Origin of the sequence: Brevundimonas subvibrioides ATCC 15264, assembly GCF_000144605.1 — a bacterium.
GTDB classification, from domain to species: domain Bacteria; phylum Pseudomonadota; class Alphaproteobacteria; order Caulobacterales; family Caulobacteraceae; genus Brevundimonas; species Brevundimonas subvibrioides.
In genome coordinates this window covers 3,145,505-3,166,286 of record NC_014375.1, presented here as the reverse complement: position 1 = coordinate 3,166,286, position 20,782 = coordinate 3,145,505, and the positions used below count along the sequence as shown (strand labels likewise).

The 20,782-nt window shown below is 67.9% G+C and carries 19 protein-coding genes; 5 read left to right on the top strand and 14 right to left on the bottom strand.

The annotated features are described in order from the left end of the window. Positions 1–98 precede the first annotated feature (98 nt). The gene (locus BRESU_RS15410; RefSeq protein WP_013270491.1) at positions 99–1,475 is read left to right on the top strand and encodes an ammonium transporter; all 1,377 of its coding nucleotides are present in this window, start codon (positions 99–101) and stop codon (positions 1,473–1,475) included. 81 nt (positions 1,476–1,556) lie between these two features. Then, on the top strand, positions 1,557–2,243 hold the full coding sequence (locus tag BRESU_RS15405; protein ID WP_013270490.1) for a TorF family putative porin: 687 nt from the start codon (positions 1,557–1,559) through the stop codon (positions 2,241–2,243). An 86-nt stretch (positions 2,244–2,329) separates the two neighbouring features. Here BRESU_RS15405 and BRESU_RS15400 read toward each other — a convergent pair whose 3' ends face one another. Continuing rightward, positions 2,330–3,949 carry an alpha-amylase family glycosyl hydrolase gene (locus tag BRESU_RS15400; RefSeq protein ID WP_013270489.1) on the bottom strand — a complete coding sequence of 540 codons (1,620 nt, stop codon included), beginning with the start codon at positions 3,947–3,949 and terminating at the stop codon, positions 2,330–2,332. A 183-nt stretch (positions 3,950–4,132) separates the two neighbouring features. Between BRESU_RS15400 and BRESU_RS17585 the strand changes: the two genes are divergently transcribed. After that, positions 4,133–5,698 (top strand): MFS transporter, encoded by a 1,566-nt coding sequence (locus tag BRESU_RS17585; RefSeq protein WP_013270488.1) that lies wholly within the window; start codon positions 4,133–4,135, stop codon positions 5,696–5,698. Between the two features lie 100 nt (positions 5,699–5,798). Next, on the top strand, positions 5,799–8,093 hold the full coding sequence (locus BRESU_RS15390) for a glycoside hydrolase family 3 N-terminal domain-containing protein (RefSeq protein WP_013270487.1): 2,295 nt from the start codon (positions 5,799–5,801) through the stop codon (positions 8,091–8,093). Here BRESU_RS15390 and BRESU_RS15385 read toward each other — a convergent pair. Further along, a complete protein-coding gene (locus BRESU_RS15385) occupies positions 8,090–8,953 on the bottom strand; it encodes a WecB/TagA/CpsF family glycosyltransferase (protein ID WP_156796190.1) in 864 nt (287 codons plus the stop codon). The two genes, BRESU_RS15390 and BRESU_RS15385, sit on opposite strands and share 4 nt — an antisense overlap. Positions 8,954–9,116: 163 nt before the next feature. Here BRESU_RS15385 and BRESU_RS15380 point away from each other — a divergent pair, with 163 nt between their 5' ends. Further along, positions 9,117–10,301 (top strand): TMEM43 family protein, encoded by a 1,185-nt coding sequence (locus BRESU_RS15380; RefSeq protein ID WP_013270485.1) that lies wholly within the window; start codon positions 9,117–9,119, stop codon positions 10,299–10,301. Between the two features lie 4 nt (positions 10,302–10,305). Here BRESU_RS15380 and BRESU_RS15375 read toward each other — a convergent pair whose 3' ends face one another. From BRESU_RS15375 to bchL, 12 genes are all read right to left on the bottom strand, one after another. Continuing rightward, positions 10,306–11,091, bottom strand: a complete 786-nt coding sequence (locus BRESU_RS15375) for a DUF2189 domain-containing protein (RefSeq protein WP_013270484.1) — start codon at positions 11,089–11,091, stop codon at positions 10,306–10,308. Between the two features lie 124 nt (positions 11,092–11,215). Next, positions 11,216–12,175 carry an alpha/beta fold hydrolase gene (locus BRESU_RS15370; protein WP_013270483.1) on the bottom strand — a complete coding sequence of 320 codons (960 nt, stop codon included), beginning with the start codon at positions 12,173–12,175 and terminating at the stop codon, positions 11,216–11,218. 27 nt (positions 12,176–12,202) lie between these two features. Beyond that, the gene (gene hemA / locus BRESU_RS15365) at positions 12,203–13,432 is read right to left on the bottom strand and encodes a 5-aminolevulinate synthase (RefSeq protein ID WP_013270482.1); all 1,230 of its coding nucleotides are present in this window, start codon (positions 13,430–13,432) and stop codon (positions 12,203–12,205) included. Positions 13,433–13,470: 38 nt separating this feature from the next. Further along, positions 13,471–14,286: a putative photosynthetic complex assembly protein PuhE gene (puhE, locus tag BRESU_RS15360; RefSeq protein WP_013270481.1), complete on the bottom strand. Its 816-nt coding sequence runs from the start codon at positions 14,284–14,286 to the stop codon at positions 13,471–13,473. Positions 14,287–14,289: 3 nt separating this feature from the next. Further along, a complete protein-coding gene (acsF, locus tag BRESU_RS15355) occupies positions 14,290–15,411 on the bottom strand; it encodes a magnesium-protoporphyrin IX monomethyl ester (oxidative) cyclase (RefSeq protein WP_013270480.1) in 1,122 nt (373 codons plus the stop codon). Continuing rightward, a complete protein-coding gene (locus BRESU_RS15350) occupies positions 15,408–15,695 on the bottom strand; it encodes a hypothetical protein (RefSeq protein ID WP_013270479.1) in 288 nt (95 codons plus the stop codon). Before BRESU_RS15350 ends, acsF begins: the two co-directional genes overlap by 4 nt. Further along, complete coding sequence (gene puhC, locus BRESU_RS15345) at positions 15,692–16,171, bottom strand: photosynthetic complex assembly protein PuhC (protein WP_013270478.1); 480 nt, start codon at positions 16,169–16,171, stop codon at positions 15,692–15,694. The genes BRESU_RS15350 and puhC overlap by 4 nt, the downstream gene beginning before the upstream one ends. A gap of 25 nt (positions 16,172–16,196) precedes the next feature. After that, positions 16,197–16,898 (bottom strand): photosynthetic complex putative assembly protein PuhB, encoded by a 702-nt coding sequence (gene puhB / locus BRESU_RS15340; RefSeq protein WP_013270477.1) that lies wholly within the window; start codon positions 16,896–16,898, stop codon positions 16,197–16,199. Further along, positions 16,895–17,662, bottom strand: a complete 768-nt coding sequence (puhA, locus tag BRESU_RS15335; RefSeq protein WP_013270476.1) for a photosynthetic reaction center subunit H — start codon at positions 17,660–17,662, stop codon at positions 16,895–16,897. Before puhA ends, puhB begins: the two co-directional genes overlap by 4 nt. Before the next feature lie 24 nt (positions 17,663–17,686). Continuing rightward, complete coding sequence (locus BRESU_RS15330; protein ID WP_013270475.1) at positions 17,687–19,159, bottom strand: BCD family MFS transporter; 1,473 nt, start codon at positions 19,157–19,159, stop codon at positions 17,687–17,689. Further along, on the bottom strand, positions 19,153–19,863 hold the full coding sequence (gene bchM, locus BRESU_RS15325; RefSeq protein ID WP_013270474.1) for a magnesium protoporphyrin IX methyltransferase: 711 nt from the start codon (positions 19,861–19,863) through the stop codon (positions 19,153–19,155). Before bchM ends, BRESU_RS15330 begins: the two co-directional genes overlap by 7 nt. Next, on the bottom strand, positions 19,860–20,768 hold the full coding sequence (bchL, locus tag BRESU_RS15320; RefSeq protein WP_013270473.1) for a ferredoxin:protochlorophyllide reductase (ATP-dependent) iron-sulfur ATP-binding protein: 909 nt from the start codon (positions 20,766–20,768) through the stop codon (positions 19,860–19,862). The genes bchM and bchL overlap by 4 nt, the downstream gene beginning before the upstream one ends. Positions 20,769–20,782 lie beyond the last annotated feature (14 nt).

Sequence of the window (20,782 nt, the reverse complement as noted above, 5' to 3'; positions counted from 1 at the left end):
CGCACACGAAAATTGCGCCGAATACCCCTGAAGCCCTTGCGTCGATCAACGCAGCGGTAAACAGTTTGCAACTGCGAGATCACACAGGGGATGCATTCATGTCGCAGTTCTTCAATCGACTACCGGGGGTGCTGGCACTCCTCCTTCTGACAGCGGCGCTGTTCTACGCGGGCGGTGCCTTTGCGCAGGACGCCGCGGCCGCACCGGCTCCCGCGTTGCTGGCCCACCAGGCCGCGGTCGAAGTGGATGCAGCGGCCAGTTCCTGGATCCTCACCTCCACCGCCCTGGTGCTGCTCATGACCCTGCCGGGTCTGGCGCTGTTCTACGGCGGCATGGTTCGACGCAAGAACGTCATCGCCACCATCACCCAGTCAGTCGGCGTGGCCGCCGTGGTCAGCCTCGCCTGGTTCGGTGCCGGCTACACCTTCGCCTTCGGTGTGGGCCAGCCGATGTTCGGCTTCGACGGTGACACGGTGCAGAAATACTTCGGCTCGACCCAGGCCCTGTTCCTGAACGGCGTGACCATGGAGTCGGCCTATTCGGCCGCGCCCGGACTGCCGGAATACCTCTGGATCGCCTTCCAGATGACCTTCGCCATCATCACACCGGCCCTCGTCACGGGGGCCTTTGCCGAGCGGATCAAATACTCCGCCCTGCTGCTGTTCACCTTCCTGTGGACCCTGTTCGTCTATTCGCCCATCTGCCACTGGGTCTGGGGTGGCGGCTTCCTCGGCTCGGCCGGGGTGCTGGACTTCGCCGGCGGCGCAGTCGTTCACGTCAACTCGGGCGTGGCCGGCCTGGTGTGCGCGCTCTTCCTTGGTGCCCGTAAGGGCTACGGCAAGGACATCATGAACGCTCACAACCCGGTCCTGACCATGATCGGCGCCTCGCTGCTGCTGGTCGGCTGGATCGGCTTCAACGCCGGCTCCGCCTGGGCCGCCGATGCCATCGCGGGCGTCGCCCTGTTGAACACCCTGCTGGCCGCCATGGCCGCGTCGCTGACGTGGAAGATCGTCGAGGTCATCGAGAAGCGTAAGCCGTCGCTGATCGGTGTGCTGTCCGGCATGGTCGCCGGTCTCGTGGCCATCACGCCGGCCGCCGGCTTCGTCGATCCCAAGGGGGCCGTGATCATCGGCCTGATCGCCGGACCCGTCTGCTACGCCTCGTCCGTCTGGTTGAAGAAACTGTTGCGTTACGATGACAGCCTGGATGCTTTCGGCATCCACGGCGCGGGGGGCCTGCTGGGGGCGCTTCTGACCGGGGTGTTCGCCACCACCGCGGTGAACGGCCTGTCCGAAGGCGCAAACGTCGCCACACAGGCCATGGGCCTGGCCTGGACCATCGCCTGGTCGGCGATCGTGACCTTCATCATCCTGGTCATCTGCAAGTTCACGACGGGCTTGCGTGTCACAGATGCTCAGGAAGCAGAGGGTCTGGACACGACCCTGCATGGCGAAGCGCTCGAAAACGTATAAGCTTGAGTATACCGGGCGCGGCCGAAGGGTCGCGCCCGGTCAAAAAAAGAAAACCATCATCCTCTCGAGAAGGGCCCACTCATGAAACTGACCGCAAGCCTCGCGGCGATCGCCGCCGCCATCGCCGCCGTCTCTACCGCCGGTGCCGCCTCCGCCCAGGACGCCACCTTCGCCTTCAACGTCGCCGGAACCAGTGACTACGTGTTCCGCGGCTTCAGCCAGACCGATGAAGATCCCGCGCTGCAGATCGGCGCAGACGTCACCGTCGGCAGCTACTACGTCGGTGCCTGGGCTTCCAACGTCGACTTCGGGGACGAGACGGACGCGGAAGTCGATCTGTACGGTGGCTATCGCACCGAACTGGCCGGCTTTGCCGTGGACCTCGGCGCGATCGTCTATCTCTACGTCGGTGAGCCGAACCGCGCCGCCTACAACTACGTCGAGGCCAAGCTGGCGGTATCGCGGGCCTTCGGTCCGCTGACGACCGGCGTAGCCGCCTACATCTCGCCGGACTTCTTCGGCGTGGACGAGGTCGCGACCTATTTCGAGGCCAATGCCGCCTATGCCGTGACCGACAAGCTGTCGGTCTCGGGCGCGGTCGGTAACCAGCAGCTCGACAAGTCCGACGACTACGTCACCTACAACGTCGGCGCGGCCTATGCGCTCACGTCCAACCTGATCGCGGACGTCCGCTACTACGACACCGACGTCGACAATGTCGGCATCGCCGAGGACCGCGTCGTCGGCACCCTCAAGGTGGTGTTCTAGGTATCGATCCTGTCCGGTGGCGCCCCTCGGGGGCCGCCAGCTCGAGCCCCGTTTCCGCAAGGAGACGGGGCTCGTTTTCGTTGGCGTTATGTCCGGGCGAGGACGAGGCCGGCCATCGGGGGCAGTGCGAAAACCTGGTCCGGCGATGCGTTGACCGACGCGATGACGGTCCATCCGGATGGCGGCTCCCAGGCCGTATCGCGCTGGCCCAGATTGAAGACGCAGAGGATCTGATCGTCCCCGGCGTCGCGTCGGAAGGCCAGCACGTCTTCGGGCAGATCTCCGAGCATCGTCATCGACCCGATCCGCAGCGCGGGATGGGCCCTGCGCAGGGCGATGACCCGGCGGGCGAGGTGCAGCGTGGATGACGGGTCTGGGTTCTGGGCCCCGACGGCCAGGGCGCGATGGCGCGGGTCGACCGGCAGCCAGGGCTCGACCGTCGAAAAGCCCGCGAACACGTCGTCGGTCAGCCACGGCATCGGCGTCCGCGCGCCGTCCCGCCCCAGGGTCTCGGGCCAGTTGGCGATGGCCTCGGGATCGACCAGACGCTCGAACGGCACATCCGCCTGCGGCAGACCCAGCTCCTCGCCCTGGTAGAGGAAGACGTTGCCGCGGAGGGTCATCAGCAGCAGCAACGCCATTTCGGCATAGGCCCTGGGATCCCGCGCCTGCGCCCAGCGCGACACCGCGCGCGGCGCATCGTGGTTCGAGAACGCCCAGGAGGGCCAACCCTCGCCCGGCGTGCCCGGCCACATCGCCGGGCCCTGTTCGACAAGGGCGGGCGTCAGCTCGGGCGCATACAGATACAGGAACCCGTAGGCAGAGTGCAGCCGGTCGGTCCCCTCGGTGTATTCGTGCATCTCCTCGTTGGCGCGTTCGCCGGCGACCTCGGCCACCATGAACCGGTCGCCATAGCTGTCGGTCAGGGCGCGCAGCCGGGTCAGGAAATCCAGGATCTCGGGCTGGGACTGGTTGTGGATGTGCTGCTGGAAGTCGAACGGCCGGGTCCGCTTGCCGGGCGTCGGGACGGGCGGGTTGTCGGTCAGGGCCGCGTCGTGGATCGAGAAGTTCAGCGCATCGCAACGGAACCCGTCCACCCCCTTGTCGAGCCAGAACCGGGCGGCCTGCAGCAGGGCGTCCTGGACGACGGGCAGGCGCACGTTCAGCTGCGGCTGCTCCTTCAGGAAGTTGTGCATGTAGTACTGGCCGCGTCGGGCGTCCCAGGTCCAGGCCGGCCCGCCGAACACCGACTGCCAGTTCGAGGGCGGCGACCCCTCCGGCTTCGCGTCGGCCCAGACGTACCAGTCGGCCTTGGCGTTGGTTCGGTCCTGACGGCTTTCCCGGAACCAGACGTGCTGGTCGGAGGTATGGGCATAGACCTGGTCGATGATGACCTTCAGCCCCAGGGCGTGGGCGCGGGCCAGCATCGCGTCGAAGTCCGCCAGGGTCCCGAAGATCGGATCCACGCCGACGTAGTCCGACACGTCATAGCCGAAGTCCTTCATCGGCGAGGTGAAGAAGGGCGACAGCCAGATGCCGTCCACGCCCAGCGACGCGATATGATCCAGATGGGCGGTGATGCCCGGCAGGTCGCCGATGCCGTCGCCGTTGCTGTCGGCGAAGCTGCGCGGATAGATCTGGTAGAGGACCGCACCGCGCCACCATTCGGGCGCGGCGATCGACGGCGGGGCTGGATCCTGGCTCATGCCGCACAGTGGCAAACCGGCCCCGGCTCGTCGAGCGCGTCATGACGGGTTGAAACGTGCGACCACTTTTCGTTTCGGATCGGCAGAACCTCCTTTACCCTCGCGCGAAACCGGGTGACGCACGTCGCTGCACAAGACACGGGCGGTCAACGCCCCCCAGGAAACGACAAGGACCACGCCGTCATGACCAGCCTCGAAATGGCCGATGCCGCCCCGCGCAAGGGCACGGGTCTCGCCTTCACCTATGTGACGACGCTGTTCTTCGCCTGGGGCTTCGCGACCTCGCTGATCGATCCCCTGATCGCCGCGGTGCGGGGGGCTTTTTCGCTCAGCTTCACAGAGGCGCTGCTCACGCAGTTCGCTTGGTTCACGGCCTACGGCGTCTTCGCCTTACCTGCAGCATTCGTTCTTTCACGATTGGGTTATGCCCGTTCGATAGTGGGCGCACTCGCCGTGATGGTGCTGGGTGCGCTCATCGTTCCGCTCTCGACGGTCTTGGACTTCTATCCGGGGGTGCTCGTCGCGCTCTTCGTGATCGGTGGGGGCGTGACCCTGCTCCAGGTCGCGGCCAATCCGCTGGCGGCGGCGCTCGGTCCCGAACGCCAGTCGCATTTCCGCCTCGTGCTGTCCCAGGCCTTCAACTCTTTGGGAACGGTTGTCGGTCCGCTTCTGGGAGCGACGGTCATGCTTTCGGGCGGCATATTCGTGGCGGGCGGGGTGACCGAACTCGGCTCGCTTCGCGCTCTCGTACTTCTCGGCCTCGGCGTCGCCTTCGGTGCTGTTGCCGGGGCCCTGCTGGGCGCTCTTCGACGCGATCTGAAAGCCTGGTTGCCGCTGGGTGCCGCGATCGGTCTCGCTGTGGGATGGCTCGTTTTCCTGCACAACTACGTCGGTGGTCTGGCCCCGTCCGTTGCGCCGCTCAAGCCTGCGATCCAAATCGATTGGTCCCAATTCTTCTCTTTCCAGTCGGACGTCGTTGCCACCGATGCTGCGCTCATCGACCCGACACTTAGGGCTCAGACTCTCGGCAACATCGACACCGTGTTCTTGGGTCTTGCGGCCTTCTTCGCAGTCCTCGCCGTGTTCATCTGGATCATCCGTTCGAAACTGACCTCTGCCAACGTCTCGACCGAGCGGAGCGCGTCACCGCTGGAAGCGCTCAAGTCCCGCTGGGCCGTCTTCGGGGCCTTCGGCATCTTCATCTACGTGGGATCCGAGGTCGCGATAGGTAGCCTGATGACCAACTTTCTGGAGTCGCAGAACATTCTGAGCCTGTCGGTGAGCGATGCCGGACGACTGGTGGCCCTTTACTGGGCAGGTGCCCTGATGGGTCGCTTCGCCGGCAGTGCCTTGCTGACCCGGATCAAGGCCGCGCATCTTCTGATCGTCTGCACAGCGGTCGCGGCTACCCTGTGCATGATTGTCACGCAGACCGGCGGAACGACAGCCGCCTTCGCTGCGCTCGCGGTCGGCCTGTTCAACTCGATCATGTTCCCAGCCATTTTTACGCTGACGCTAGAGCGAAGCACGGCACCGGCCTCGGCGACGTCTGGCCTTCTGGTGTTCGGGATCATCGGCGGTGCCCTGCTGCCGCTGGTTGCCGGCCGGATTGCGGATGCTGCCGGCGGCGTGATCAATCCCGCTTTCTTCGTCCCGTTGCTGGGCTATGCGGCCCTGACGGTCTTCGCGATCGCAGCGGCGCGCACCGCCCCACGCAGCGCGGCGACGGGTCCTTCCACGGGACACTGATCCCGCGTGTTCTTGCAGAAGTCGCCTGCCATCCTCCCAACCCTGATGACAGTGCCCAGCGGCTTCTGTAAGCGGTTACAGTCATGACGGAGCGTATTCCATGTCCGACCGCCGGACCCAGACTTCCCGCCGCGCCATGCTGACCGGCGCGCTCGGAATGGCGATCATCGGCGGGCTGATGGCCGCCCCGCGGCGGGCCGCGGCCCAGGTCGCGGCGGACCTGGACCGGGTCGATGCCCTGATCGCGCGCATGACGATCGAGGAGAAGGCCGGACAGCTGAATGTGCTGGCCGACCCGTTCCGGTTCCGGCCCCAGAACGTCAATCCGCTGGACGGCCAGGGCGATCCCGCGCGCATGACGCAGATGATCCGCGACGGTCAGGTCGGCTGCCTGTTCAACGGCGTCGGCGCCGATGCGGGACGTCGGATCCAGACCATCGCGGTCGAGGAAACCCGGCTGGGCATCCCCCTGCTGTTCGCCGCCGACATCATCCACGGGCTTAAGACGGTGTTCCCGGTGCCGCTGGCCGAGGCCGCCGCCTTCGATCCCGACCTGGCCATGCGCACCGCACGGGCCGCGGCAGTCGAGGGCGCGGCGTCCGGCATCCACCAGACCTATGCCCCCATGGTCGATGTGGCGCGGGACCAGCGCTGGGGCCGCGTGGTCGAGGGTGCGGGCGAGGACATCTGGCTGAACGAGGTTCTGGCCGTGGCCCGCGTCAAGGGATTCCAGGGCGACAAGGGTCTGGCCGACCGCGACGCTTTGCTGGCCACGCCCAAGCATTTTGCCGCCTATTCCGCCGCGCTGGGCGGGATGGACTACAACACCACCGACATGTCGGACGCGACGCTGCGCGGCACCTTCCTGCCGCCGTTCAAGGCCGCGTTCGATGCGGGTGCCCTGTCGGTGATGACGGCCTTCAACGACATCAACGGCGTGCCGGCCAGCGGCAATCCCTATCTGCTGACCCAGATTCTGCGCGAGGAGTGGGGCTTCGCCGGCTATGTGGTCACCGACTATACGGCGGACCAGGAGCTGATCGCCCACGGCTTCGCCGCCGACGGCCGCGATGCGACCCGCATTGCCCTGATGGCCGGCGTCGACGCCTCGATCGTGTCCGGGCTGTTCCTCGAGCATATCCCGAGCCTGGTCGCTTCGGGCGAGGTGCCGATGGCCCGGGTGGATCAGGCCGTTCGCCGGGTGCTGATGACCAAGGCGGCGCTGGGGCTGTTCGACGACCCCTATCGCGGCTGCGATCCCGAGCGCGAGCGCGTCCTGGTGGGATCGCAGGCGCACCGCGATCTGTCGCGCGAGGCGGCGGTGAAATCCATCGTCCTGCTGAAGAACGACGGCGACCTGCTGCCGTTGAAGCCGGCGGGTCAGAAGATCGCCCTGATCGGCCCCTTCGCCGACGACAAGGACGTGTTCGGGCCCTGGACCATCTGGGGCGATGAAAGCCGGCGGATCTCGCTGGCCGACGGCTTCCGCGGGGCCATGGACGATGCCGGCGCCCTCACGGTGGTGCAGGGCTCCGATGTCGAGGGGCCGCTGTCCGGCGGGATCGACGCTGCGGTACGCGCCGCGGCGGACGCCGACGTGGTCGTGCTGGCGCTCGGCGAGAGCAGCCGGATGTCGGGCGAGGCGCAGTCCCGCACCGAGATCGACATTCCCGCGCCCCAGCGCGCCCTGGTCGAGGCGGTGCAGGCGACGGGCAAGCCCGTGGTCGTGCTGCTTCGGAACGGGCGGGCGCTGGATCTGACCGGTCCGGTCGGGGACGCCCCGGCCATTGCCGTCACCTGGTTCCTGGGCGGAGAGATGGGCCACGCCGTCGCCGATGTGGTCTTCGGCAAGATCTCGCCGTCCGGCCGCCTTCCGGTCAGCTTCCCCATGCGCGGGGGGCAGCAGCCCTTCAGCTACGACCACAAGGCGACCGGCCGTCCGGCCGATCCGACCCTGGCGACCCAGGAGTACACGGCCCGCTATCGCGACATCGCCAATGTCGCGCGCTATCCGTTCGGCCACGGCCTGACCTACGGCAAGGTGACCTATGGGGCGGTGGCCCTGTCCGGCGCCGAGCTGGCGTGGGACGGATCGGTCGAGGTCTCGGTCGCGGTCAGCAACGCCGGAGACCGCGACGTCGAGGAGACGGTGCAGCTGTACATCCACGACCGGGTCGCGTCCCTGACCCAGCCGGTCCGCCGCCTGCGCAACATCCAGAAGCTGCGGGTCGGCGCGGGCGAGACCGCCACGGCGCGGTTCACCCTGGATCGCAGCCAGCTGCTGTTCATGGGCGGCGACAGCCGGCTCACCGTCGAGCCGGGCCAGTTCCACGTCTGGGCGTCATCGTCGGCCCAAACCGGCGAACCGGCGGTTCTGACCCTGGTGCGCGGCTAGGGCTTCAGCCGGGCCCGGAGCGCCGTGACCACATCGGCGACGATCAGGTCGGCCAGACCCCACGGCTCGATCAGATAGCGTCGGGCCAGCCGCTGCGGATCCTTGACCAGCCGGTACAGCCACTCGAGGCCCAGCGGTCCCATCCAGCGCGGGGCCGCGCTCTGGAAGCCGGCCTCGTAATCGAAGGCGGCTCCGACGGAGAAGATGACGGCGTCGGGCAGGGCGTCGAGGTTTTCGCCGATCCAGACCTCCTGGCGCGGCATGCCCATGCCGACGAACAGGATGTGCGGCCGGAACGCGGCGATCTCGGCCAGCACCGATGCGGTCCCGTCCGATTCGGGGGCGGCGTCGAAATATCCGTCCCGCACGGCGATCGTGGTTCCGGGATAGCAGGTTGCCAGACGTTGGCGCGCGGTTTCGGCCACGCCGGGCGCGCCGCCCAGATACATCACCCGCCAGCGCTTGCGGTCGGCCAGACTCCAGAAATGATCGCGCCAGTCCAGATAGGTGCAGCGGTGGAAGGCGCGGCCATGAACGCCGAGCAGACGCGCGAAGGCGATCAGCGGCGCGGAATCGACCTCGACCAGGTCGGCCCGGTCGTAGAAGGCGGCCATCGCCGGATTGCGCCGGATCAGGTTCAGGCTGTTCAGGTTGTGATTGGCGACCACGGCCTTGCGGCCCTCGGTCACCCAGGTGTCGACGTGGTGCAGGACCTCTTCAGGACGGACCAGATCCATCGTCTGACCCAGCAGCCGCACGCGTTCGCGCGCGCGGCGTGCGGCGCGGATCGGGCGGCGCTCGGCCCCGCGCCGATCCGGCAGCACGGCGCAATCCGTGGGCTGTGGGGACAGGTCGACCATGTCCCACATTGGCCCGAACACCCTCAAGGTCGGGTAATCGGACAGGCTTAACGAGGTCTGACGGTCAGCTTCGATCAGGCCACGGCCCCTGTGCCCGAACGGTCAAGCTGCTATAGCGGCGGTCTGCCGGTATCGCCGGTATCGACTCGCTCGGGGGGGCTCCATGCCGGATCAGATCACCAAAACCACCACCACGTCCTGGTTCAGCCGCGTCGGCTCGGCCTTTGCCGGTATCCTCGTGGGCCTGGCCCTGATTGTGGGCTGCGTCATCGGCCTGGCCTGGAACGAGGGCAATGCGGTCAAGACCGCCCGCGGCCTGACCGAGGGGGCCGGTCTGGTGGTCGAGGCGACCGCCACCCCGATCCAGCCCGCCAACGACCAGAAACTGGTGCATGTGACCGGCGAGATCGCCGTGACCGCGCCACTGGAGGACACCGAGTTCGGCGTCTCCGGCACGGGCGTGAAGCTGGTCCGGAACGTCGAGATGTACCAGTGGACCGAGGAGTCCAAGAGCGAGACCCGCACCAAGCTGGGCGGCTCCGAAGAGACGGTCACGACCTATACCTATTCGAAGGCCTGGTCCTCGAGCGCGGTGGACTCCAGCGCCTTCGCCGAGCCGGCCGGGCACGAGAACCCCGAGATGACGATCGAGGCCGCCACGATCTATGCCGAGGACGCGACGCTCGGCGCCTTTGGTCTTGACGAGGATGTGCTGAGCCAGGTCGGCGGCGAGCAGCCCCTGCCGTTGAACGGCGACAACGAAGAGGCCATCCAGTCGGCCGCCGGTCAGGGCCGGACCCTGAGCGTTGTGCAGAACCGGATCTACATCGGCGAGGATCCGTCGGTGCCGCAGATCGGCGACACCCGGGTGTCCTACGGCCTGACCCCGGCGGCCGAGACCAGCATCGTGGCGCGCCAGAACGGCGACGGCTTCCTGCCCTACCGCACGCGCAACGGCTCGGAGATCCTGCTGGTAGCCGACGGCGACGTGCCGGCCGGCGACATGTTCCAGAGCGCCCAGGATGCGAACAACATGATCGCCTGGCTCATCCGCATCGTCGGCATGGTCCTGCTGATGGTCGGGTTCGGCCTGATCCTGGCCCCGCTGGGCGTGCTGGCCGACGTCCTGCCCCTCGCCGGAACGATCGTGAGGATGGGTACGGGCCTGATCGGCTTCGTGCTGGGACTGGTCGTGGGCACGGTGACGATCGCCCTGGCCTGGCTGGCCTTCCGACCGGTCACGACGATCATCATCCTGGCCGTCGGGGGCGCGATCGCCTTCGCCGTCTACCGGTTCGGTCGTGGACGGGACAAGAAGGCCCAGGCGGCCGGCGCGGCGACCGCCTGACGCCTCAGCGTTCGACCATGCGGGTGTACAGGTGCCAGGTGGCGTAGCCGAGCACCGGCAGCACGACCGCCAGGCCGATGAACAGCGGCAGCGATCCGAGGATCAGCAGCCCCGCGACCCGCAGGCCCCAGGATGCGACCGCGCCCGGGTTGCGGCCGACCGCGCGGATCGAGGTGCCGACGGCGGTTCCCGCATCGACCGGCCTGTCCACGACCATCGGGAACGACACCAGCGTCAGGACGACGGTCAGGACGGCAAACGCCGCTCCGACCAGATTGCCGACGATCACCATGGCCCAGCCCTGGGGCGTGGAGAACAGTTGCTGGAACCCGCCGACGATCGTCATCGGCCCGACCTGGGCCAGGGTCGCCTGATAGATCAGCCAGGCCGCGATGATCCAGGTGACGAAAAAGACCAGCGACATCAGGGTCAGCATGAACAGGGGCGTACGGCTGCGTCCGTTCAGCGGGTCGAAGAAGTGAATCCAGCTGGAATCGATGCCGGCCTCGCGCCGCCGCGCGATCTCGTAGAACCCCGCGGCGACCGCCGGGCCCATGACCGACAGGCCGGCGACGAGCGGGAAGAAGACGGGCAGCAGCCGGTCGTTCAGCGCGATCACCGCCGCCAGCAGACCCAGCACCGGATAGAGGACCGCCAGCACCAGGATGTCGCCGCGCTTGGCGTTGAAGTCCTTCCAACCCTCCGACAGGGCCCAGTTGATGTCGGTCTCCGTGATCCGGCGCACGCCGGGGGCGGCGGTCGGGCGGGGGGTGACGGGAATGCTGGACATGGCGGGCTCCGTGGCGCGGGGAGGGCGGTGAAAGGCGGGCGAACTCTCGGGTCTGGTTACGTACGGGAAGGCTACGGGTTACCAACGCTAGTCCCGGCGCTTGGCCCACGCCACCGTGCGATGCTCACGGGTTGGTGATCGTTCCGGTGGCGGATGGCGCGTCCAGCAGGAAGTCGCGCACCGGCGGCAGGCTGCGCATCGGGGCCTCCTCCTGCGGCAGGTGGCCCAGTTCAGGGAAGGACACGAGCCGCACATCGGACAGCGCGCGCTGGTAGTCTGCCGCGTTGGAGAAGGGGATCATGCCGTCCTTCTCGCCCCAGACCAGCAGCACGGGAGCCGTGATCTGACCCAGCATGGGCACCGGATCGCGCAGCACCGTCTGCTCCATCCGGTCCAGCATGGCCTGCCGCGCGCCGGGGGCCAGCATCAGGTCGCGATAGCGGGTGACGGTCGGCTCGGTCAGGGCCGTCGGGTCGGCATAGCCCACGGCGATATTGGACTTCAGCATCCCGCGCGGCAGGACATAGCGCATCGCCTGCATGATGAAGGGCACGTCCGGGGCCTTGCCGTATTCGAAGCCGGGGCTGGCGAAGCCGTCGGGCGAAACCAGCACCAGCCGCTCGACACGGTCGGGATGCTCTGCCCCCATCGTCCACGCCACGCGCCCCCCGACGGAGTTGCCGACGAAGGCGGCGCGCTGCACGCTCAGCCGGTCCATCATCGCCAGCAGCAGGGCGATGACACGGTCGTCGGTATAGTTACCTGTTGGATCGGGCGGCGACAGGCCCGAGCCGGGCAGGTCCAGCCGGATGACCCGCAGGTCGTCGTCCAGCGCTGCCGCCCAGGGCTCCCAGGTGTGCAGGCTGGATCCGAAGCCATGGATCAGGATGACGGCGGGGGCCTCGCGCGGGCCGGTGTCGCGCACGTGCAGCCGCGTGCCGGCGACCTCGATCATGTCGCCCGGGCCGGCCAGATACAGGGGTTCGAGGTCGGCGCGCGACTTGTCCGGCGCATAGAGCCATGCGCCGAGCCCCAGAAGCCCGAGACCGATCAGAACGCCGATGACCCGCAGGACCGTCTTCATGCGGTCCCGAACGCAGGCGTCATGCGATCAGGCGGCCACGGCCGTGCGGGCCAGGGCGCAGTGGCCCCAGATCTCGGACAGGGCGTCGATGAGCCGGTCGATGTCGCCGTCGTCGTGCACCGGCGACGGCGTGATCCGCAGCCGCTCGGTGCCCAGCGGCACGGTCGGATAGTTGATCGGCTGCACATAGATGCCGTGGTGCTCCATCAGCCAGTCGGAGATCATCTTGCACTTGTGCGGGTCGCCGACCATCACCGGGATGATGTGGCTCTCGTTCGGCAGGTGCGGGATGCCCGCGACGTCCAGGCGGGCGCGGACCCTGGCCACCCGGTCCTGGTGGCGGGCGCGTTCCATCTCCGAGGCCTTCAGGTGCTTCACGCTGGCGGCCGCCCCGGCGGCGACGGCCGGGGGCAGGGCGGTGGTGAAGATGAAACCGGAGGCGAAGCTGCGGACGTAGTCGCAGAGCGCGGTGGAGGCGGCGATGTATCCGCCCATGACCCCGAACGCCTTGCCCAGCGTGCCCTCGATGACCGTGATCCGGTCCATCAGGCCCTCGCGTTCGGCGACGCCGCCGCCGCGCGGTCCGTACAGGCCCACGCCGTGGACTTCGTCCAGATAGGTCATGGCCCCGTGCTTCTCGGCCACCTCGACGATCTCGCGGATCGGGCCGATGTCGCCGTCCATCGAATAGACGCTCTCGAACGCCACCAGTTTGGGCCGCGACGGATCGATCCTCGACAGCAGTTCATCCAGGTGCGCCGGGTCGTTGTGGCGGAAGACCTGGCATTCGGCGCGGCTGTGGCGGATGCCCTCGATCATGGAGGCGTGGTTGCAGGCGTCCGACAGCACCACGCAGTTCGGCAGCCGGGCCGCCAGGGTGCCCAGAGCCGCCCAGTTGGAGACATAGCCCGAGGTGAACAGCAGCGCCGCCTCCTTGCCGTGCAGGTCGGCCAGCTCGCGTTCCAGCAGGACGTGGTGGTGGTTGGTCCCGGAGATGTTGCGCGTGCCGCCGGCACCGGCGCCGCAGCTGTCCAGGGCGTCGTGCATGGCCTTCAGCACGTGGGCCGACTGCCCCATGCCGAGATAGTCGTTGGAACACCAGACAGTGACCTCGTCGGGACCGTCGCCGTGCTTCTTGGCCTTGGGGAACGACCCGCGCTTGCGCTCCAGCTCGGCGAAGACGCGGTAGTTGCCGGCGTCGTGCAGGCGGTCGAGTTCGGACTGGAAGAAGCTCCCGAAGTTGAAGTCTGTGGTCATGTCGGTTTTCCCCCGGGTCGTTTCTGTCTTTGTGTTGATCACTGGTCGCCGTCCCCCGTCGCGGCGAGCGCGACCTGGACGGCGGGTTTCGGTTTACGTGGTTCGCTGCGTCCCAGGGCCCAGCCCCACAAGGCGTGGTCGGGCGAGGGCAGCATCAGGAAGCCGTGTTCCAGCAGGCCCAGCGCGGCCAGCATGAACATCAAGGCATAGCCGGTCTGGGCCCCGCCGGTCGTCGACAGGGCGGCGTCGCCCAGCAGCAGGGTCACGACGATCGACAGGCCCAGCGACAGCGGGAACAGGGCGTTGAACCGGGCGCGCCGGAAATAGCTCTGCAGATAGCTGAGGCCCTTGGGCAGGAAGGTGATCGGCGGATTGGGCACGCCGAGGAAGATGTTCAGCTTGGTCGACAGCCGCATGCCCAGCAGCAGCAGGAAGGTCAGGGTGCCGGTCTGGTTCGGCTGGTCCCAGGTCAGGGCGACGAACAGGACGGCCGTCAGGGCCAGCGCGATCTCGTGGTGGATCACCGTCTCGGCCGACAGGGTGAACCGCTTCCAGCCCTGGGCCCCGAACGGGCAGGCGGTCCGGCGCGGGCCGGTCAGCTTGCCCATCAGAAAGCCCATCTCGTGCCAGCCCCAGACGGCCAGGGCGCAGCCAAAGCCGACATAGGCGCCCAGCGCGCTCTGATCGCGCGACGCGATCATCACCCCCACCGTGGCCGCGGCGGCGACCACGGCATACAGGCCCATGCTCCAGCCGAACGTGCGCCGCGGCAGGCGGACCAGCCACAGGATCGCCCCGGTGGAGAACCACCAGACGAGGGCCGCGATCAGCAGGGGCTGCACAAAGACCGACATGGCTTACCAGGTCGGCTCCATCCGGACGTTGGCGGGCAGGGGGTGCTTGTCGACCGGCAGGAAGAACAGGCCCGCCAGCGTCGCGCCGGCCTTGAGCACCAGACCGAACCGCTTGACCCCCCCGAACAGGCCACCCTTCGCCTTGGCGTCGGCGATGGCGTCCGAGGTCAGCCGCAGCCGCTCCATCCCGGCGCGGAAGCGGGGATCGTCGGTGCGCAGGGTGACGGGATAGACCTGCTTCGAGATTTCCGAACAGATGCGGAAGACCTCGTAGTCGTAGGTGGTGATGTCGACGCCCAGCGCCTTGTGGAAGGCCGGCCGCATGTGGTCGCGGACGTACATGGTGGCATAGACGCTGAGCAGGAAGAACCGGATCCACCAGACGTTGCCGCCGCTCAGCAGCTTCGGGTCGTTCCGCATGATCAGGGCGAAGGCCTCGCCGTGCTTGAACTCGTCGTTGCACCACCGTTCGAACCACTGGAAGATCGGGTGGAAGCGCTTGTCCGGATTCTGTTCCAGATGGCGGTGGATCGCGATGTAGCGCGCGTAGCCGATCTTCTCCGACAGATAGACCGCGTAGAAGATGAACTTGGGCTTGAAGTGGGTGTACTTCTTGACCTTGGTCAGGAAGCTCAGGTCCACGCCGATCTTCGCATCCTTCAGCGTGTCGTTGATGAAGCCGGCGTGGCGGCTCTCGTCGCGGCTCATGTATTTGAACAGGGCGCGGATGTCGGGGTTCTGAACCCGCTTGGCGATCTCGGCGTACAGGACGCAGCCCGAGAATTCGGATGTCAGCGACGACACCAGGAAGTCGGTGAACTCCTTGCGCAGGTCGTCGGGCAGGTTCTCGATGATGCCGTCGAAGGCGGCGTCGCGCTTGAAGTGGTCCTTGTTCACGTCCGCCTCGAACTCGGCCATCAGGGCGTCCCACTGGGCCCGGACCGGGGACACGTCGATGCGGTCCATGGCGGCGAAGTCGGTGGTGTAGAAGCGGGGCGACAGGACGGTGTCCTGGGTCGCCAGCTTGAAGGACTCTTCGGAGTTGACCTTCTGGCGCGCGGCCTCGCGACGCAGCGCGGTCAGGCCGGGAGTTTCCTCATAGGTGTCGAAGGATACGGCGGTCACAGGGTCCTCCGGGGGGTGAAGCTGACTTCGTACAGCTCGTTCATTTCAAAGAAGCCGGCGCAGGTACGGGTCCAGGCGCGTTCGAGGAACGAGGCCCGGCGCAGGGTGGCCATGCGGCGGAAGGTGCGGCGTTCGCCGAAGGCGACGTGGATGGGTTCGCCGTGCACCTGGACCTCGTCGCCGGGGCGGATCACGGGATCGCCGTCCAGCGCGACGTGGGCGTGCAGGCTCTCGTCGGAGTGCTCGACCTCGACCGTGCAGGGCATCTGGATCGAGCGGCTCATGCGGCGGTTCCGGTGCTTTCCGTCGCGGCTACCGGCGCGATCAGGTTGACGAAGTCGAGGCGATTGGTGGGGCCGAAGGCGTTCAGGTTCAGCACCCGGCCGGTGGCCATGTCCTGGATGGTGACCGCGCCATCGGACCACTGGGTCACGCGGAAGGGCTGTTCGGAGCCCATGCCTTGTGCGCGGCGGTCGCGGACCAGGCTGCGCAGCACGCCGCGCACGAACCCTCCGGACGCGACCGGGATCATCCGGTCGGCCTCGCCCGAGGCGACGACGCGCACGGCCCCGTCGGGCAGGTCGTAGAAGCGCAGGTCCTCGGTCCGGGTGACCTCGGCGACGCGGGCCTCCTGCGTCGGGGCGGGCGTGCTCATCAACCCCAGCCGGGTGCCGCCCACGACGATCAGGGAGGCTCCGACCAGCAGGAACGCCGCGATCAGCGGGGCCTTGGGGAAGGGTTTGTCGTCGAGGGCGGACATGGGCTCTGGGCTTTCCTGTTCAGGCTCAGGCGGCGGCGGGCTGGCCACCCGAGGCGCCGGTCCCGGAAGAGACGGCAGACGGGCGGGCGGCGGGTTGACGCACGGGTTCGACGACGAAGGGCCGGTCGGCGGCCGAGGAGGCCTGCTGCAGATGCAGGCTCAGACGCTCGGCGACGGCGGCGGCGTCCGGCAGGGCGCGCATCATCGGCTGGGGATTGACGAACGACCAGGGACGCACGTGCGGCCACAGGTGCGGATAGGCGATCTTGGCGTCGCCCGCGAGACCCAGCGGGATGTCGCCCACGCCCCGGGCATCCAGCTTCAGCCCGGCGGACGCTACGGCCGAATAGGGGATGTTGAAGCATTTCGACAGCGCCACACCATGGCGCAGCACGAACCGCCGGTTGGTCATCGTATAGACCGTCGTGCGGGCCGCCAGCCAAGCGTAGAGCGTCAGCAGGGCGATGGCCAGGGCCCCCGCCAGCAGGGTGACAACGCCCGATCCCATGGCCTGGGCCACCGGGACGCCGGACGCCAGGCCGCTGCCCGTGTTCCACGCCGCCAGGATGCCGAAATAGCCTCCGACCAGGTGGGTGTGCAGGGCCGTGCGGGCCAGGGTGCGCCAGTCGGGCGCGCCCTGCCACAGGATGTGCTCGCCGGCCGGCAGGTGGCCGGGCAGGCCGCGGACGGGCTCGCCCGCGTGTTCGTTGGGACCAAGTTCGCTCACAGCCAGGGCTCCTGACGGTCACGCGTCGCATAGAGGTGGCCGCCGCCGTAGTAGGCGATGACGCGTTCCTCTTCGTACAGGGTGACCTGTTCGGCACTTGCGGTGCCAGGGACGTCGGCGAACTGCGCCGCCGTGATGGCGCGGACGTTCACGGCCCGCGGGCTGACGATCGCCATGGTCATGGGCAGCAGGACCTTGCGACCGGCGACCGCGACCTCGAGATAGCGGATCAGCTGCTCGGAACGGTCGATCCAGATGTCCGAGACCTCGCCGCCCTTCAGTCCGTCGCAGCCCAGGACCGGCAGACCGCGCGGATCCGTGTCGTGGCTCGAGACCAGGAAGTCCGGGGCGACGCGCAGCGGCACGATCCGCGGCGTCCCCTCGACCGTCAGGTCGGGATATTTCGGGCGATCGGCATAGCCACCCGGCCCGATGCCGTCGATCAGCGGGTTGCCGGTCGGCTCTATCGGCGATCCGTCGGTCACGGCGCTGCGACGCGCGGCCAGTTGGCGGGTATCGCGGTTGTCGGCGCGCGGCAGGGTGCGCGTGCCGTGGCCGTGGGGCAGGATGAAGGTCTTGGGCTTGGCGGTGAAGAACAGCCCGCCCAACGGCTCCTGCCGGCCGGTCACGTCGTCTTCCAGTGGATAGCCCTCTCGGCGGTCCTCGCGGCGCAGGTAGAAGACCAGGCCGGCGAAGAACAGGAAGAAGGCGATGAGGCAGAACTCCGCCGCATCGAAATCACCGAAAAGATAGGGACTGTCCATGTCAGGGTTTCCTTATGAACCGGGTCAGGCGGGCAGGTCGGCGAGGCCGAACCTGGAGGTTTCAGAAGCAGGCGTAGACGAAGCGGGCGCGTAGCGGGCGAGCGGCCCGATCGCGACCAGGGCGGCGAACAACAGGCCGATCTCGAGGTGGTAGACGACGGCGTAGGATGTGGCGGGCGAGCTCATGGCCGCGCCCAGGGCCCCGCTGGCCGACAGATGGGCGACGAGGTCGCGCAGACCGCCGCCGACGAAGATGGCCAGACCGACGGCCGTGGCCTGCACCGCGCCCCAGGCGCCCAGGGCGATGCCGGACTTGCCGTCGCGGGCCAGGGCCATGGCGCTGGTCAGGGTGCCGACCGAGAACATGCCGCCGCCCATGCCGATCATGAAGACGCCGACGCAGAACAGCGGGACCAGCGACAGGACGCCGCCGCAGATCACCGAGACGAAGGCCAGAATGCCCCAGACCATGCCGTGCCCGGCCAGCCGGTGCGGCTCGCCCCCCCTGGCCAGCTGGCGGGCGGCGAAGGCCAGACCGGCCAGGGTGCCTGCCGACCACAGGGCGGTCAGCGACGTCGTCTGGCCGACCGAAAGCCCGAGGATCTTGCCGCCATAGGGCTCCAGCAGCACGTCCTGCATGCTGAAGGCCGCGGCCCCCAGACCGACGGCGACCAGCAGGCGGCTGGCGCGGCCGCCGGCCGAGAACTCGGCCCAGGCTTCCTTGAAGGGCGGACGGGGCTTGTCCTTGGCGGTCAGGGCGAAGTTCTGGGATTCCTGTTTCCACAGGGCGGTCATGTTCAGCACGATGGCCAGGACGGCCGCGCCCTGGACCACGCCGACCAGTTTGACCTCCTGGAAGTCGGCCAGGACGAGGCCCATCAGGACGCCCGAGATCAGCATGCCGACCAGCAGCATGACGTACAGCAGGGCCACGACCCGGGGGCGCGCATGCTCGGGGGCCAGGTCGTTGGCGAGCGCCAGACCGGCGGTCTGGGTCGTGTGGATGCCCGCGCCGACCAGCAGGAAGGCGACCATGGCGGCGACGTGGCCGATCCATTCGGCCCCCACGCCGTGGCCGCCCGAGATCAGCAGCGAGAAGGGCATGATGGCCAGGCCGCCGAACTGCAGCAGGCTGCCGAACCAGATGTAGGGACCCCGGCGCCAGCCCAGGTGCGAGCGGTGGGTGTCGGACCGGAAGCCGATCAGGGCGCGAAACGGGGCGAACAGGAAGGGAATGGCGACCATGGCCGCGACCAGCACGGCCGGGACGTTCAGCTCCACGATCAGCACCCGGTTCAGGGTGCCGGTCAGCAGCACGGTCGTCATGCCGACGGAGACCTGGAACAGCGACAGGCGCAGCAGGCGACGCAGCGGAAGTTCGGTCGTGGCGGCATCTGCAAAGGGCAGGCAGGCGGTGATCAGACGCGCCCACTGGGCCCGGCTGTCGCCTCTTGCGGCCTTCTCGGCCACCCGTTGCAGAAGCAGCTCGTTCAGCACCGGACCATCTCCAGCGCCTGCGAGGTGTAGAATCCGCCCTGGACCCGACGGCTGCGGCCAACCGACTGGCCGGGCAGGGCGGCGAGGCGACGCGCCAGGGCGTCGATCTTCGCGGGCGCGATGGCCGGGGCGCGGTCGGCGCGCGGGAACAGCTTGCCCATGCCCAGCATCAGCATGAGGGCGGGGGTGCGCGGCGTGACCGTGAAGATCACCGACTTCCGGGTGCGCGCGCCCAGTGACTGGAGCACGCCGACGATGTCTTCGGTCGGATAGTGGATCAGGCTGTCCATCGCCACGACGTGGTCGAACTCGCCGAGGTCCGGGGACATCATGTCACCCGCGCGCCAGTCGATCGAGCCCTTCAGGCCCGCCGGCGTGCGTTCCTGGGCGATGTTCACCAGACTGGCCGAAACGTCGATGGCGACCACATCTGCGCCGCGACGGGCGGCCTCGACGGCCAAGGCCCCGGTGCCGCAGCCGGCGTCCAGGATGCGGGCGCCGGTCAGGTCTTCGGGCATCCACGACAGCAGAACGTTGCGCATCTCGTCGCGACCGGCGCGGACCGTGGCCCGGATCTTCGACACCGGCGCGTCCGAGGTCAGCTGCGCCCAGGCGTCCAGCGCCGTGCGGTCGAAATACTCTTCCAGCCGCCCGCGATACTGGTCCCAGGTCGGGGTCGTGTTGGTCTCGAGCGTGGCGGTCATTGGTCGAACCCCAGAAACTCGAAGATGTCGCGGTCGCGCATCGGCTCGGCCTCGATCGCCTCCATGCCGTCCCAGAGCGACTGGGCCAGACGCATGTATTCGGCCTTGGCGGCTTCCAGTTCGTCCGAGCCGTCCATCTCGAACACAACCGACTTCTTCAGCCGGCTGCGGCGGATTTCATCGAGGTCGCGGAAGTGGGCGATGCGCTTCAGGCCGATGGCGGCATTGAAGCGGTCGATCTCGTCGGTGCCCGAGCTGCGGTTGGCGATGATGCCGCCCAGCCGGACCTGGTAGTTCTTGGACTTGGCCTTGATGGCCGCGACGATGCGGTTCATCGCGAAGATGCTGTCGAAATCGTTGGCGGTCACCACCAGCGCCCGCTCGGCATGCTGGAGCGGAGCCGCGAAGCCGCCGCAGACCACGTCGCCCAGAACGTCGAAGATCACCACGTCGGTGTCTTCCAGCAGATGGTGTTCCTTCAACAGCTTGACCGTCTGGCCGACGACATAGCCGCCGCAGCCGGTGCCGGCCGGCGGGCCACCGGCTTCCACGCAGCGCACCCCGTTGAAGCCCTCGTAGACATAGTCCTCGGGTCGCAGCTCTTCGGAATGGAAGTTCACCGTCTCCAGCACGTCGATGACGGTGGGGACCAGACGCTTGGTCAGGGTGAAGGTCGAGTCGTGCTTGGGATCGCAGCCGATCTGCAGAACGCGCTTGCCCAGCAGACTGAACGCGGCCGACAGGTTGGAGCTGGTCGTCGACTTGCCGATGCCGCCCTTGCCATAGACGGCGAAGACCTTGGCCGTGCCGATGTTCAGGGTGGCGTCCATTTCGACCTGGACCGATCCGGCCCCGTCCGGCGGACGGCGCTTCAGGGTCTGGGGCATTTCGAGGGTGATGGTCATAAGCGGTCCTTGAT

What these genes read in the sequence shown, in the direction of transcription:
- BRESU_RS15390 (WP_013270487.1), top strand. Translation starts at nt 5,799, where the DNA reads ATGTCCGACCGCCGGACCCAGACTTCCCGCCGCGCCATGCTGACCGGC.
- BRESU_RS15410 (WP_013270491.1), top strand. Translation starts at nt 99, where the DNA reads ATGTCGCAGTTCTTCAATCGACTACCGGGGGTGCTGGCACTCCTCCTT.
- hemA (WP_013270482.1), bottom strand. Translation starts at nt 13,432, where the DNA reads ATGACCACAGACTTCAACTTCGGGAGCTTCTTCCAGTCCGAACTCGAC.
- BRESU_RS15400 (WP_013270489.1), bottom strand. Translation starts at nt 3,949, where the DNA reads ATGAGCCAGGATCCAGCCCCGCCGTCGATCGCCGCGCCCGAATGGTGG.
- BRESU_RS15350 (WP_013270479.1), bottom strand. Translation starts at nt 15,695, where the DNA reads ATGAGCCGCTCGATCCAGATGCCCTGCACGGTCGAGGTCGAGCACTCC.
- puhE (WP_013270481.1), bottom strand. Translation starts at nt 14,286, where the DNA reads ATGTCGGTCTTTGTGCAGCCCCTGCTGATCGCGGCCCTCGTCTGGTGG.
- bchL (WP_013270473.1), bottom strand. Translation starts at nt 20,768, where the DNA reads ATGACCATCACCCTCGAAATGCCCCAGACCCTGAAGCGCCGTCCGCCG.
- BRESU_RS15385 (WP_156796190.1), bottom strand. Translation starts at nt 8,953, where the DNA reads ATGGTCGACCTGTCCCCACAGCCCACGGATTGCGCCGTGCTGCCGGAT.
- puhC (WP_013270478.1), bottom strand. Translation starts at nt 16,171, where the DNA reads ATGTCCGCCCTCGACGACAAACCCTTCCCCAAGGCCCCGCTGATCGCG.
- BRESU_RS15375 (WP_013270484.1), bottom strand. Translation starts at nt 11,091, where the DNA reads ATGTCCAGCATTCCCGTCACCCCCCGCCCGACCGCCGCCCCCGGCGTG.
- BRESU_RS15405 (WP_013270490.1), top strand. Translation starts at nt 1,557, where the DNA reads ATGAAACTGACCGCAAGCCTCGCGGCGATCGCCGCCGCCATCGCCGCC.
- BRESU_RS15370 (WP_013270483.1), bottom strand. Translation starts at nt 12,175, where the DNA reads ATGAAGACGGTCCTGCGGGTCATCGGCGTTCTGATCGGTCTCGGGCTT.
- BRESU_RS15380 (WP_013270485.1), top strand. Translation starts at nt 9,117, where the DNA reads ATGCCGGATCAGATCACCAAAACCACCACCACGTCCTGGTTCAGCCGC.
- BRESU_RS17585 (WP_013270488.1), top strand. Translation starts at nt 4,133, where the DNA reads ATGACCAGCCTCGAAATGGCCGATGCCGCCCCGCGCAAGGGCACGGGT.
- bchM (WP_013270474.1), bottom strand. Translation starts at nt 19,863, where the DNA reads ATGACCGCCACGCTCGAGACCAACACGACCCCGACCTGGGACCAGTAT.
- puhA (WP_013270476.1), bottom strand. Translation starts at nt 17,662, where the DNA reads ATGGACAGTCCCTATCTTTTCGGTGATTTCGATGCGGCGGAGTTCTGC.